Here is a 13,281-nt window from a genome sequence, read left to right on the forward strand (position 1 = left end):
CTCTTTTTTTTTTATAAGTTTGTACCAAGAACATGTTTTGTATGAGTAAGATATCTTTTGTTTGCAGCGTATTTCTATTTTCTATGAGTTACAATGTTGCTTTTGCCCAAAAAAGCCAGCTTCAAATTGCACGTAATAGCGTCGGTAAACTGCAAGTTGCCATCAACACGAAGCAGGACGCTAAAAAGCAGTTAAGTATACTAGGAGAGGGGGTTAAAGCTGCTGATGCCGCTCAGAATGACAAGAAGACGAAGAAATGGCCAGAAACATGGGCGTTGAAAGCGTATTTAAGTGCTTATGTTTCGATCATTGATAGCGATGAAGGAAATGCGGATAGGAATTACATTTATGCTGTACAAGCTATAGATTCTGCCAGAAGATTAGATAAATTTCAAGCCAATTACCGGTTAATTTCAGCGGCAGCTTACAACATCAACATCAGAAAGCAAAAAAAAGGAAGTGTTGCCTTCGCAAATGGCGATTATGCGACAGCTTACGAACTACTTAAGGAAGTGAGTGACTTTATCCCAAAAGATACTTCGCTAGCTATAAATACTGCATTGTCAGCGCTAAATATCCAATATTTCGATAAAGCCTTAGTGTATTTTAAACGCGCAAAGGAAAATGGTATAGTAAATCCATTGGTTTTCCAAAATATGGCAAACATCTATACTTCAAAATTTGAACATGAATTGGCCATACGTACACTTGAGGACGGCATTAAAGTTAATCCGTACAGCGTTTTTTTAACCAATGATTACATTAATCTATTATTGGATAATGAAAAGTACACTGAAGCGATGCGCGTAATTGAATCTACGTTAAAAGTAGAATCGAACAATAAATTGCTTTATTTTTTATACGGTTATTTGCAACAGCATAAAGCTAATAATAGTACAGCAGAACTAGCGTACAACAAAGCGCTGGCGATTGATGAGAATTATTTTGATGCACTATATCAATTAGGATTGGTTTATGTAAATTCTGCAAATGAATCACTTAAATCCGGAAAAACTGAAAATGCTCAGAAATTCAAGTCTTTTATAAATAGAGCTGAAATCGCGTTACTACAAGCCCACGAGGTCAATCAAAACGACAAAGCTACTGTGCAACTGTTAATTGACATCTATACGCGTAAGAATAGATTGGATAAAGTCCAGGAGCTTAAAGGTAAACTCGAAGAGTTTTAAAGTACAAAACCCCTATTTGATGATTTAATATTATTAGTTTCATAATTAATATTATGTTAAGTAATAAATTATGATGGCTCCTTATTGCTATTGTACCCCAAAAAATGTTGATATTACTATATATAATGGTCAAGTAATTGATATGCATTAATTATAAATTTGCAGTATGTTAAATCGCCCAATCAGAAGTATTCATGATTTTTTACTAAGTACTTATTTTGCTGATGGATTGCGTATTACACTTGGCGTACTTTGTCCTTCGCTTATTATGGCGCAATATGGTCATATTGAATATGGTATGACACTTTCACTTGGTGCCTTATGTGCCAGTGTTGTAGATACACCAGGACCAATTCTACATCGCAGAAATGCGATGCTCGTTACAACTGGACTCATTACTTTGACTTTTATCATTGTCGGTCTAACCAACAGCAATGTCTATTTTACTGGAGTACTTCTTGTACTTTTCAGTTTTATTTTCTCTATGTTCTTTTTATATGGATTAAGAGCTGCGTCTATTGGTACTGCTGTTTTGCTGATTATGGTTTTAAGTATCGATGACATCAGGCCATGGCGGGAAGTTTTGTTTTCTTCAGCACTTATCTTTATTGGCAGCATCTGGTATACCCTATTGAGCTATTTTTTCTATAGAATCCGTCCCTATCGCATTGTACAGCAAACTTTAAGCGATTCTATCCATGAAGTAAGTCTATTTTTGAGAGCAAAAGCTAAATTTTACCATCAAAACATTGATTATGATGATAATTACGCCGATTTGTTGCAACTTCAGGTCCTTGTTCATGAAAAACAAGATGCTGTACGTGAGATTTTATTTAAAACTCGGGAAGTTGTAAGGGAATCTACGCCTGAAGGAAGGTTTTTGTTATTGGTTTTTGTCGATATGGTCGACTTATTCGAGCAAGTCATGTCAACCTACTACAATTACAAGCAATTGCATGAGCAATTTGATTCTACAGGTATTTTAAAGCACTATGAATCAGTTATTATAAAGATTGCTGATGAATTGGACGATATTGCTTTTTCGTTAAAAACAGGCGGGATTCCTAGTCTTCCAACTTCTCTTATTGAAGATGTAGAAACTTTAAGAAATGAGATTACTCAACTGGAGCGTAATAATACAGATGGTAAATATAATACCTTAGGCATTATTGCACTCAAGAATATAGAAGTCAACATTGAAAATATCCTGTCACGGGTTAAGACAATCAACAGTTATTTCAATAAGAAAGAAAAGAAAAACTTAAAACCCAGGGAAATAGAAGTTGAGAAATTTGTGACCAGACAAAGTATAGATCCTGAACTCTTCTATGACAATATAACCTTCAGCTCATCTACTTTTAGGCACTCACTTCGCGTGGCTATCGTAATGTTGATCGGCTTTATTGTAGCCAAATCATTGGGATTTTCTCATAGCTATTGGATATTACTTACGATCCTGGTGATCTCTAAGCCTGGGTTTAGCCTAACCAAAAAGCGGAATTACGAGCGGATCATAGGAACAGTAATTGGTGCATTTATTGGAATGGGCATACTGGTTTATATTAATGATAAAAACACGTTGTTTATTATCCTGCTCTTCTGTATGATTGGGGCCTATAGTTTTCAGCGCAAGAATTATGTGGTAAGTGTATTGTTCATGACACCATATATCCTGGTTCTATTTGACTTTCTGGGTATGGGAAGTTTATCCATAGCACGTGAGCGAATCTACGATACATTAATCGGTTCTGGTATTGCATTGATGGCCAGTTATTCGCTATTTCCTTATTGGGAGCGTGAAAAGCTTAAGGAAGCAATGCTGGATACTTTAAAAGCCAACATGAATTATTTTGAACAAGTTGTATTGTTGTATACAGATGATACGCATAACCTGACCAATTACAAGGTTGCCCGTAAAGAAGTATATGTAACAACCGCCAATTTAGCCTCACTATTTCAACGCATGTTTTCGGAACCTAAAAGCAAGCAAGTTTTGATGGCTGAGCTTCATCAGTTTACGGCATTAAATCACCACCTCTCCTCTTATATAGCTACCCTTTCCTTGTATAAAAAGGAACATGCTTTCATTGTTGAGGATTTTGAAACACTTAAACCTGTTATTCAAAACACGGATTACCTATTAAATATGGCTATAGAGAACCTACAGGCAAACAACGGTATCACCAGTAACGTTCCTTTGATTAGGCGAAATATCAGCGATCCAGCGGAAAATCAAAATGATGAAGTTATGGTTGCTGAGCAGATTGATTTGATTCAAAAAGTAGCCTACGACATCTTCAAGTTGTCAGAAAAAATCAAAATATAAAAAACTTTAAGCCTTTTTTAGCTGTTGTATCAAGAGTTACAAGAACAATAGAAAATTATGGAAAAGTTATATACAGCCTCGGTTACGGCTAAAGGTGGCAGGAATGGTCATATCAAATCAAGCGATGGTACGATAGAATTTGAGGTAAGAAAACCACGAGAAATGGGCGGACAAGGTGGTGCTACCAATCCTGAACAATTATTTGCTGCTGCCTGGGGACCATGTTACTTAGGCGCTTTGGCAGCCGTTGCTGAGCGAGATGGTGTTGATGTTTCCGAAGCTACCGTAGAAGTACATGTTTCCTTTAATAAAGATGGAAACGCATTTTTTTTATCAGCTGATCTTGATGTTCATATTCCGGGTATCCCTACAGATGAAGCGCAAAAATTAGCTGATAAAGCAAATCATGCCTGTCCTTATTCTAAGGCCACTAAAGGTAATATTGAAACTAGAGTAACAGCTATTTAATTAGCTGTTACTTCTTCAGTTTTGTTAATGGTATTTTTTGGTCTACCATTCTTAAATGCTTCTCTTGTTTTCAATCCAAGCAATTCAAACATCGCCATATCATCTACAAAAGCAGGATTTGGCGTCGTTAATAATTTATCACCTGCAAATATGGAGCTTGCTCCTGCCATAAAGCAAAAAGCTTGTTCTAAAGTACTCATCTCATTTCTTCCTGCAGACAAACGTACAACAGAGTTTGGCATAACAATACGGGCTGTAGCGATCATTCTCACCATATCCCAGATCGGAACACGTGGCTGATCTTCTAGCGGCGTACCTTTTACAGGAACAAGCGCATTTACTGGAACAGATTCTGGATGAACCTCCATATTGGCTAAAGTTTGCAGCATTGAAACTCTATCTTCAGGTGTTTCACCTAAACCGATGATTCCACCACTACAAACCGTTAGCTTTGCTTTACGCACGTTTTTAATGGTATTTAAGCGATCATCATAAGTTCTCGTAGAAATGATACGTTTATAATCATCTTCTGAAGTATCAATGTTGTGATTATAAGCATATAGGCCAGCATCAGCAAGTTTTTGAGCCTGACTTTCTGTTAGCATACCTAAAGTACAGCACACTTCCATATCCATCTCATTTACGGCTTTAACCATGTCTATAACGCGGTCAAAATCACGGTTGTCGCGTACTTCTCTCCATGCAGCTCCCATACATAGGCGTGATGCACCACCCTCTTTTGCTTTTACGGCAGCACTAACCACCTGACTTACCTGCATCAGTGGCTGAACCTCTAGATCTGTGTGGTAACGCGCTGCTTGCGGGCAATAAGAACAATCTTCAGCACAGCCGCCCGTTTTAATAGAGATTAGAGAACTAACCTGTACCTCTGAATAGTCTTTATTTTCACGATGTATAGTTGCAGCTTCATAAACTAAGTCTAGAAAAGGCTTATGGTAAATAGCCGAAATTTCTTCTTTAGTCCAGTTGTGTTTTGTTGGTTGCATATAATTGGTTAATTAAAGTAAAAGTTTGCTTGCTAGTCCTAGCAAGAGTAAAAATCCAAAAACGTCTGTAAAAGTTGTAATAATTATTGAAGATGCAATGGCTGGATCGATTCCAACTCTTTTTAGGGCTAATGGAATGCCCGCACCAGTTATACCTGCGATTAATAAATTGCCGGTCATCGCTAAAAAAATAACCAGTCCAAGCATTGGATTGGAATCAAAGTATAGTGCAAATAAAAATACAATGGCGCCAGTACAAGCCCCATTAATTGATCCTACGGTAAATTCTTTTAATACGGTTCTGTAGGCTTGACTATCCGTTAAGTCGTATAAGGAAATCCTTCTTACCGTTACCGCCAATGCCTGTGTAGCTGCGTTGCCACCCATGCCTGCAATAATGGTCATGTAGGCCGGCAACACCACGATTTGTTTTATCGTGTCGTCAAAATGACGTACAACAGAGGATGCTAAAAATGCCGTCCCAAGGTTTAAAATAAGCCAAGGCAAGCGCGATTTTACGGCTTCGACCCAGTTACCACTTAGTTCCTCATCTTCAGATACCCCGGATATTTTCAGGAAATCTTCTGTATTTTCATCTTCCAGAACGTCAATAACGTCATCAAACGTAACCCGACCTAAAAGCTTATGATCCTTATCCAATACCGGAATACTGGTAATGTTATATTGGGAAATCAATCGGGCTACCTCTTCCTGATCCGTATCAGGGTACACCCAAGCTACTTCGGCCTTTACAAGCTCCGTAATTTTGGCATTTCCTTTCGCCTTAATGATGTCCTTTAAAGAAACGATCCCCTGAAAAACATTATCATTGTCTACGACAAAAATCGTATAGAATTCTTCAATTTCCTCACTTTGCCTGATGATTTCATCAATGGCATCCTTTTTTGTTAGGTTAAGATTGATACGGATAAACTCCGTATTCATCAAACCACCGGCGGTTTCTTCGTGGTAGCTGAGTAGATTTCTGATGCTCGAAGCATCATCCTCGCTCAGGTCGGCAAGAATCTCTTTTTGCTCGTGTTCTTCCAGCTGGGAAATGATGTCTGTTGCATCATCATAGTCCAGCTCTTCAACGATTTCAGTACGCTTATCCGGATGTAATTGTAGTAAAAGTTCTTCAGGGTGAGACTCTTCGTGCATTTCCGAGATCACCTCGGAAGCAATTTCTACATCCAGTAAATTGATGATTCTTTGCTGCTCTTCCGTGGTTAAATTCTCAAATAAAATGGCAATTTCGGAGGCGTGATACTCCCCCAGAATAACTTTTAGCTGTTCATCACCACCGCTTAAGGCAAGCTTAATTCTGGATACGTCCGTCTTATCTAGTTCGAAGGATTGCATGAGGCCGTAAAGGTAAGAATAACCATGTTATTTAAACCATCCTTTACGCCAGAAATATATGATTTGTAAAACAGCAATGAGGCCCATGATGATCATGGTGTACAAATAGCCATGTTCCTGATAAAGTTCGGGCATGTTTTGTGGCAATACTTTTCCAGTTACAGGATCTTCAATCGCAAAGTTCATCCCGTAAATACCTGCAATAAAGGTTAGCGGAATGAAAATGGACGAAATGATGGTGAGCACTTTCATAATCTCATTCATTCTGTTGCTAATGATGGACAGGTACATGTCAATATTGCTAGCTGAGATTTCTTTCAATGACTCGACCATATCAATGAGTTGTATACAATGATCATAGGCATCCCGGATATACATTTTAGTCTGATCTGGGATCAGTCGGCTGTCACTTCTCAGTATGTCATTCAATTTATCCCGCTCTGGCCAAACCACTCTTCTTACATTGATCAGGTTTCTTTTAACAAGCTGGGTATCGTACATTACGCTTCTGTCCGGCTTATCAAATAAACGATCCTCTATCTGATCTAATTCTTCACTCCATTCCCCCAATATTACAAAATAGGTATCGACAATAATATCCATTAAAGCATACATTAAGTAGCTGCTACCTGCAATACGGATGTTTCCTTTTCCGGCGATTAACCTTGCGCGAACGGGATCTAAACAATCTTTGTACCCCTCCTGGAAGGTAAATAAAACATTTTCCTTTAAAATAAAAGAAAACTGGTCATTGTCCAGATTCTTTTGCTCATCAAAATGAAGCATCCTACTGATTGCAAAATCATAGGTGCCATATTCTTCGAATTTTGGGCGTTGATATGGACGTGTAATGTCTTCTAAAACCAATTTATTGATTCCAAAATCAGCACTAAGTGTATCAAATAGATCAATGGATTTAAAGCCTTTAATTTCTATCCAGTAGTTAAACTCCTTATTCGCAACTATTTCCGTTAAGTTTTCAATATTATCTAATTCCTTAACTTCATAAAAATGTACATTATAGGTATGGAAGACAATAACAGGCTTTAAAGACTGTTCATCAATAAATACAACGCCTGGACTAGCGCCGACTGTTGGTATGGAGTAATGCTTACGTTTTCGCTTATGCTTTGCTGATTTGCTCATACATCATAAATATGATTTGGTTTGCGGGCCTTGATTAAACAACAGATCAACAATGCTTAAGTTTGGCTTAAAGCCTTCCCTGTCGTCGAAAACCTGGAAATAAGGTTTGAAATCTTCGGTATTTATGGCATTTTTAAAATGTATTTTTGCTCGGAAATCCAATGCCGGATCTATTTCCTTTACATATTCTGTGGTAAAACCAATAGTCGGTTCTTTTTTAAGCTGTTTAAACAACCATTGCAAAAGCTCAAGGTTATAATCAAACAAGTATTCAAATTTCTGATGGTAGAAACGCGAAAATTCATCTTCATAAAACTCAAAGTATGCAGAGTTCCTGTAGCAGCTCTCAAAGCTCTTCCAATGTAGCCTTTGCCAGTTAAAATCATTACTAATTTTAACATCTTTCATCTTAGTGTGTACGTTTGCGCCACGAATTACAGGAATTATTAAATCCAAATGGCCATTGGGTGAATATATTCTAGCACGGTTTCTATACGTTTGCTTGGGGAAGTGTTCTTCTTTTTCTAATAAAAAATTGTAATCAAAGTCTTTCAAACCAGAGAAGTAGCTAACTGGCGGAAGATAAAAAAGAGGGAATATAGCTGAACTTTGCATCTGATATTTTATGTTTGCATTCTCAATTCGCCAAATTAATGATAAAAAAAAGCTTTTCTTACATAGGAATATTTTTTTTGAACTTTTTATCCCTACTGCCCTTATCGCTGCTATATCCACTCGCAACTTTAGGGTATTACATCATATATTATATATATCCGTACCGCAAGAAAGTTGTTCACGAGAATCTTTCTAATGCTTTTCCTCAGAAATCTGAAGCGGAGATTGTAAGTATCGAAAAGAAGTATTTCAGATACCTCTGCAACCTTATGGTCGAGGTGGTGAAAATGAGTTCTATCTCCAGATCAGAACTTAAAAGGCGGGTAAAATTCAAGAATCTGGATCAGATAGAGCAGTATTTTAATAAAGGTGAAAGCGTTTTGGCCTGTACAGGGCATTATGGCAACTGGGAATTATGTATGTTGGCTTTGGGTGCCGAATTATCGAAACCTGAGTATGTAATTTATAAACCTTTAAGCAACCAGATCTTTGATGCCTGGTTTTACAGGATTCGTACCCGGTTTGGCAATAAGTTCATTCCAATGCGTCAGACATTGAGGTCTTTAACTGCCGTTAAAAACGAACCAACTATGTTTTGCTTTGCCGGCGATCAAACGCCTGTAGGTCATGAGGCTCATTATTGGATCGATTTTATGCATCAGCCGACGCCAGTATTGTTGGGGCTTGAAAAAATCGCGTTACAGACCAATAGGCCAATATTTTATTTCGAGGCAAAAGTGATTAAAAGAGGTTATTACGAAGTGGATTGTATTCCGCTGTGCCTTAACCCAAAGGCAACCAAGGAGCATGAAATCACCCATCTTCAGTTTGCCCTATTAGAAAAAACGCTTAATGAAGAGCCAGCTTACTGGCTTTGGAGCCACAGGCGATGGAAGCATAAACCAGTTAACGCAGGATAATGACAGTACCAAGTGTAGCAGTAGTAATTTTAAATTGGAACGGAAAGGCGCTGCTTGAGCAGTTTTTACCCAGTGTAGTAAAGTCTGTCTACCCCAATTTACAGCTTATAGTGGGCGATAATGCCTCAACAGATGATTCCATCGCTTTTGTAAAAGCAAATTATCCTGATGTAAAAGTAATTGTAAACGATCATAATTATGGTTTTGCTGAAGGATATAATAGATTATTAGCTCAAGTTGAAGCTGATTATTATGTTTTGCTAAATTCTGATGTTGAAGTTCCTGAAAATTGGATTCAGCCGGTTATTGATGCCATGGAAATGGATGATAAAGTAGCTGTTGCACAACCTAAAATTAAGTGGCAGAAGAATAAAAGCCAGTTTGAGTATGCTGGTGCAGCTGGTGGGTACCTTGATTTACATGCTTTCCCGTTTTGCAGGGGACGCTTGTTTGATACCGTGGAGATAGATACAAATCAATATAATGACCAAATTGAGGTGTTCTGGGCTAGCGGTGCCGCCTTGTTTATCAAAAGCAAGTATTGGAAAGAAGTTGCTGGACTAGATCAGGATTTCTTTGCACACATGGAAGAGATAGATCTCTGCTGGCGCATAAAAAACCTGGGTTATAAAGTTATCTATTGTCCTACAGCCGAAGTTTATCATGTTGGTGGAGCTACTTTAGATGCAAGCAGTCCGCATAAAACCTATCTTAATTTTAGGAATAACCTGATTTTAATGCAAAAAAATCTGCCCGCAAACGATGCGTACTTCAGAATCTTTATTCGGATGTCCCTGGATTTTGTAGCCTGGATACATTTTCTTTTGCAAGGTAAAACCGATTTTGCCTGGGCAATAAATAAAGCGCACTATCATTTCCTTTGTAGTTTACAAAAGAACGGTGCAAAGCGTAGTGATAAGCAAATACCCTTTTTAAAGCATACCGGACAATACCCTTCTAGTATTATTTGGGCTTATTTTGTTAAAAAGATCAGGTTTTTTAGTCAGCTTTAGGTGCTATTTCTTTTCTGGAATAAAGGATACGGCTCCTTCCCGATTGGCTACACTAAAAATTGCTTTGTAAATATAATCGCAAACCAGTTTTTCACCAGGTACATTTATGTGTGCAAAATCATCTTCAGGTGTATGATATTGTGGATGACCACCTGTATGGAAGCCTAATACTGAAATGTTCTTTTTAAAGAATGATACATGATCAGAACCACCCACATCATAAGCAATCACAATTGGTTTTATGCCAATCTGGGGTCCTAAGCTCTTCATAAGCTCCATCCCTCCATTAAAAGAGGCTGCACCACCCATATACAGATTCTTCTCGCTGTTCATCCTGCCCACCATATCCATATTCACCATCAACTTGATAGCAGATAATGGAATAACAGGATGCTCGACAAAATATTTCGACCCCAACAAACCTTGTTCTTCTGCACCAAATGCAATAAGTAGCACACTTCGTTTTAAATCTTTCTTATTGGCTTGTAGTTTCTCTGCAATTTCCAACAATGCTGCTGTTCCACTCGCATTGTCATCAGCACCAAGGTGTACACCAACAGTGTCAGGCTTTTTTGACGAAGGACCACCCATTCCCAGATGGTCGTAATGAGCACCTAATACAATGTACTCCTCCTTTAAAGCCGAATCATTACCTTCAATAAAACCTATAACATTTTGAGTTTTAACAAAAGGCGTATCTGTCAGCCCCTTTTTAACTCTTATCTTAGCGGAGAATTCTTGTATATAACTACTGCCAAAAGGCTTTATGCCGGCCCTTCTAAAACTTTTAATCAGGTAATCAACCGTCTTTTTGTTCTCCCTGGTTCCCGGAAAACGGCCAGCCATCTTTTTAGAAGCAAGAAAAGAAATATGTGCAGCAATTTCATTTTCAGTGATGTCAGATTGAGCAAAAGCGCCATAACTAATCAGCGAACACAGCGTAGTAAGTAAATATTTTTTAACGGACATACTTAAATTAACCTTTTAACAGACTTTCAATAGCCAAACGATAGCCATCCATACCAAAGCCTGTTAAAACGCCTTTACAGTTTTTGCCAGTAAGCGACACATGGCGATACTCTTCACGGGCGTAGATGTTAGAGACGTGAACCTCTACCACAGGAGTTTTAATGGCTGCAATGGCATCAGCAATCGCTACAGAGGTATGTGTGTAGCCACCAGCATTAATCACAATACCATCGTAAGTAAAACCAACTTCATGAAGTTTATTAATCAGCTCACCTTCTACATTACTTTGAAAATAATCGATTTCAATAATGCTGTACATATCACGTAGCGTTTTAACATATTCATCAAAACTCTGGTTACCGTAAATACCGGGCTCACGAAGCCCTAAAAGGTTTAAATTTGGGCCATTAATAATTTGTATCTTCATCATTTCAAACTTAGCCTTAAAAACTAAGAGTATAAAATTTTTTTTGTGATTAATAACCCATACCTGCAGTCATACCGTAACTACCTTAGATTGGAACGTTCCCTTTCCAGTAATTCAATCGAAGCTTATCTGGGCGACTTAAATAAACTGTTTCAGTATTTTGAATCCTTAGGTCAAACGCCACAGGTAAAAGACATTAGTAGTACTGATCTAAAGCTTTTCATATCCTGGATTAATGATTTAGGGATGTTGGCTAGCACACAGGCACGGGTAGTATCTGGTTTGAAGTCCTTTTTTAGTTTCCTGATGTTAGAGGAACTTATTGTTGACGATCCTTCTGCCCTGTTGGAAACGCCAAGGTTGACGCGTCACCTCCCCGACACTATTGATATCCATGAGATCAATGCGATGATTGACGTGATCGACGCTTCAAAGCCTGATGGAATGCGCAATAAGGCCATTCTTGAAACCCTATATGGTTGCGGACTAAGGGTATCAGAGCTCATTAATCTTAAAATATCTGATGTGTTTGAAGAAAATGAATTTATACGTGTTACAGGAAAAGGGAATAAAGAGCGTTTGGTGCCCATAGGGAGTACAGCCCTAAAATACATCAACATCTACCGTCAGGAAACAAGGGTACATCTTCCCATCAAAAGAGGTTTTGAAGACTATATTTTTTTAAACCGTAGCGGCACACGCCTATCTCGAATCTCTGTTTTTAGTATTGTCAAGACGCTTGCAGAGCGATCAGGATTAAAAAAGAGCATCAGTCCGCATACCTTCCGGCACTCCTTTGCTACACATCTGATAGAAGGCGGAGCTGATTTAAGAGCTGTACAGGAAATGTTAGGTCATTCTAGTATTACGACCACCGAAATCTATACCCACCTGGATAGAGATTACCTGCGTGGTATTATTACAGAGTTTCATCCCAGAAGTTAAAGTTGTGCACGCTCACACTTTATCATTCTGTCTTTACCCTGCATATCTTTTCTTAATTCTATGTTAATAAATGATTTAGCAGCGAGCATCTCCATGGTTTCCTTAGCATAATGCTCATTGATTTCAAAGAATAACAAGCCCATATCACTTAACGACACCCATGCAAAATCTGCAATAGCTTCATAAAACATCAACGGCTTTTCGTTAGGCACAAACAAAGCCAAATGTGGTTCATGATCCAATACGTTATTCTGCATTTGCTCTTCCTCTTTCTCGGTAATATATGGTGGATTGCTAACGATTACATCAAATTTTTGATTAGTTGTAAACTCGCGTATATCGGCTTTAATGAAATTAATATCTACCTGATTTAAAGCTAAATTACCTGAAGCTATATCTATTGCATCTTCAGATACATCCAATGCAAAAACCTCGCTTAAGGGAAGGTTCTTTTTCAAAGAAATTGCAATACAGCCACTTCCGGTTCCAATATCGATAATACGTAGGCTAGAACCTGTAATATCTGCCAGTGAACAACAATCAATCACCCATTCTACCAACTCCTCCGTTTCAGGTCTGGGTATCAATACAGCCGGACTAACTTTAAAAGGTAAGCCATAAAACACAGTCTCTCCAAGTATATATTGTATTGGTTTACCGGCTTTTAACCCTTCCAGTACTTTTAAATAAGCGGTTTCCTGCTGTTCCGAAAGTACTTGTGAGCCCTTTAGAATAGTGTCTGCCCTACTAAAACCAGAAATATGATCAGCCGTAATGTAAAAGATGGACGAAACCTCCTCAGCACCATAAATGTCCTGTAGTTGTATTGTAAAATGTTGCAGTAATTCTTTTAAATTCATACCTCACAAAAGTAATTAAATCAAACAATATAC

Annotated in this window: 13 protein-coding genes; 6 read left to right on the forward strand and 7 right to left on the reverse strand. The window is 38.1% G+C overall.

Translation table 11 applies throughout. From position 1 onward, the window contains the following. Nucleotides 1-41: 41 nt before the first annotated feature. The 3 genes from FBD94_RS20770 to FBD94_RS20780 all read left to right on the forward strand — a co-directional run bounded on the left by FBD94_RS20770 (nucleotide 42) and on the right by FBD94_RS20780 (nucleotide 3,984). On the forward strand, nucleotides 42-1,190 hold the full coding sequence (locus tag FBD94_RS20770) for a tetratricopeptide repeat protein (protein WP_136881625.1): 1,149 nt from the start codon (nucleotides 42-44) through the stop codon (nucleotides 1,188-1,190). A gap of 166 nt (nucleotides 1,191-1,356) precedes the next feature. Continuing rightward, entirely contained in the window at nucleotides 1,357-3,516 is a 2,160-nt protein-coding gene (locus FBD94_RS20775; protein ID WP_136881626.1) for an FUSC family protein, read from the forward strand. Nucleotides 3,517-3,573: 57 nt separating this feature from the next. Continuing rightward, nucleotides 3,574-3,984 (forward strand): organic hydroperoxide resistance protein, encoded by a 411-nt coding sequence (locus FBD94_RS20780; protein WP_131612514.1) that lies wholly within the window; start codon nucleotides 3,574-3,576, stop codon nucleotides 3,982-3,984. Here FBD94_RS20780 and bioB read toward each other — a convergent pair. Genes bioB through FBD94_RS20800 form a run of 4 tightly spaced genes read right to left on the reverse strand, consistent with a single transcriptional unit; the run spans nucleotide 3,981 to nucleotide 8,114 of the window. Then, nucleotides 3,981-4,991, reverse strand: coding sequence for a biotin synthase BioB (bioB, locus tag FBD94_RS20785; protein ID WP_131612512.1), 1,011 nt, complete (start codon nucleotides 4,989-4,991; stop codon nucleotides 3,981-3,983). The genes FBD94_RS20780 and bioB overlap by 4 nt on opposite strands. A 12-nt stretch (nucleotides 4,992-5,003) precedes the next feature. Then, nucleotides 5,004-6,353 (reverse strand): magnesium transporter, encoded by a 1,350-nt coding sequence (gene mgtE, locus FBD94_RS20790; protein WP_131612510.1) that lies wholly within the window; start codon nucleotides 6,351-6,353, stop codon nucleotides 5,004-5,006. A 27-nt stretch (nucleotides 6,354-6,380) separates the two neighbouring features. Continuing rightward, nucleotides 6,381-7,499 carry a magnesium/cobalt transporter CorA gene (gene corA / locus FBD94_RS20795; protein WP_136881627.1) on the reverse strand — a complete coding sequence of 373 codons (1,119 nt, stop codon included), beginning with the start codon at nucleotides 7,497-7,499 and terminating at the stop codon, nucleotides 6,381-6,383. Nucleotides 7,500-7,502: 3 nt separating this feature from the next. Further along, nucleotides 7,503-8,114 carry a WbqC family protein gene (locus FBD94_RS20800; protein ID WP_131612506.1) on the reverse strand — a complete coding sequence of 204 codons (612 nt, stop codon included), beginning with the start codon at nucleotides 8,112-8,114 and terminating at the stop codon, nucleotides 7,503-7,505. A 77-nt stretch (nucleotides 8,115-8,191) separates the two neighbouring features. Here FBD94_RS20800 and FBD94_RS20805 point away from each other — a divergent pair, with 77 nt between their 5' ends. Then, nucleotides 8,192-9,034, forward strand: coding sequence for a lysophospholipid acyltransferase family protein (locus tag FBD94_RS20805; RefSeq protein ID WP_235884581.1), 843 nt, complete (start codon nucleotides 8,192-8,194; stop codon nucleotides 9,032-9,034). Continuing rightward, entirely contained in the window at nucleotides 9,034-10,047 is a 1,014-nt protein-coding gene (locus FBD94_RS20810) for a glycosyltransferase family 2 protein (RefSeq protein ID WP_136881629.1), read from the forward strand. Before FBD94_RS20805 ends, FBD94_RS20810 begins: the two co-directional genes overlap by 1 nt. Nucleotides 10,048-10,050: 3 nt before the next feature. Here FBD94_RS20810 and FBD94_RS20815 read toward each other — a convergent pair whose 3' ends face one another. Both FBD94_RS20815 and aroQ read right to left on the reverse strand, forming a co-directional pair. Continuing rightward, nucleotides 10,051-11,016 carry a M20/M25/M40 family metallo-hydrolase gene (locus tag FBD94_RS20815; protein ID WP_136881630.1) on the reverse strand — a complete coding sequence of 322 codons (966 nt, stop codon included), beginning with the start codon at nucleotides 11,014-11,016 and terminating at the stop codon, nucleotides 10,051-10,053. 7 nt (nucleotides 11,017-11,023) lie between these two features. Beyond that, complete coding sequence (gene aroQ / locus FBD94_RS20820) at nucleotides 11,024-11,443, reverse strand: type II 3-dehydroquinate dehydratase (RefSeq protein ID WP_169472375.1); 420 nt, start codon at nucleotides 11,441-11,443, stop codon at nucleotides 11,024-11,026. A 45-nt stretch (nucleotides 11,444-11,488) separates the two neighbouring features. Between aroQ and xerD the strand changes: the two genes are divergently transcribed. Beyond that, complete coding sequence (gene xerD / locus FBD94_RS20825) at nucleotides 11,489-12,388, forward strand: site-specific tyrosine recombinase XerD (RefSeq protein ID WP_136881632.1); 900 nt, start codon at nucleotides 11,489-11,491, stop codon at nucleotides 12,386-12,388. Here xerD and prmC read toward each other — a convergent pair. Then, on the reverse strand, nucleotides 12,385-13,248 hold the full coding sequence (prmC, locus tag FBD94_RS20830; protein WP_136881633.1) for a peptide chain release factor N(5)-glutamine methyltransferase: 864 nt from the start codon (nucleotides 13,246-13,248) through the stop codon (nucleotides 12,385-12,387). The two genes, xerD and prmC, sit on opposite strands and share 4 nt — an antisense overlap. Between the last annotated feature and the right edge of the window lie 33 nt (nucleotides 13,249-13,281).

The sequence above is a fragment of the Pedobacter hiemivivus genome, assembly GCF_005144565.1.
Classification (GTDB): Bacteria; Bacteroidota; Bacteroidia; order Sphingobacteriales; family Sphingobacteriaceae; genus Pedobacter; species Pedobacter hiemivivus.

What these genes read in the sequence shown, in the direction of transcription:
- corA (WP_136881627.1), bottom strand. Translation starts at nt 7,499, where the DNA reads ATGAGCAAATCAGCAAAGCATAAGCGAAAACGTAAGCATTACTCCATA.
- FBD94_RS20800 (WP_131612506.1), bottom strand. Translation starts at nt 8,114, where the DNA reads ATGCAAAGTTCAGCTATATTCCCTCTTTTTTATCTTCCGCCAGTTAGC.
- FBD94_RS20815 (WP_136881630.1), bottom strand. Translation starts at nt 11,016, where the DNA reads ATGTCCGTTAAAAAATATTTACTTACTACGCTGTGTTCGCTGATTAGT.
- FBD94_RS20775 (WP_136881626.1), top strand. Translation starts at nt 1,357, where the DNA reads ATGTTAAATCGCCCAATCAGAAGTATTCATGATTTTTTACTAAGTACT.
- FBD94_RS20770 (WP_136881625.1), top strand. Translation starts at nt 42, where the DNA reads ATGAGTAAGATATCTTTTGTTTGCAGCGTATTTCTATTTTCTATGAGT.
- prmC (WP_136881633.1), bottom strand. Translation starts at nt 13,248, where the DNA reads ATGAATTTAAAAGAATTACTGCAACATTTTACAATACAACTACAGGAC.
- mgtE (WP_131612510.1), bottom strand. Translation starts at nt 6,353, where the DNA reads ATGCAATCCTTCGAACTAGATAAGACGGACGTATCCAGAATTAAGCTT.
- aroQ (WP_169472375.1), bottom strand. Translation starts at nt 11,443, where the DNA reads ATGAAGATACAAATTATTAATGGCCCAAATTTAAACCTTTTAGGGCTT.
- bioB (WP_131612512.1), bottom strand. Translation starts at nt 4,991, where the DNA reads ATGCAACCAACAAAACACAACTGGACTAAAGAAGAAATTTCGGCTATT.
- FBD94_RS20810 (WP_136881629.1), top strand. Translation starts at nt 9,034, where the DNA reads ATGACAGTACCAAGTGTAGCAGTAGTAATTTTAAATTGGAACGGAAAG.
- FBD94_RS20780 (WP_131612514.1), top strand. Translation starts at nt 3,574, where the DNA reads ATGGAAAAGTTATATACAGCCTCGGTTACGGCTAAAGGTGGCAGGAAT.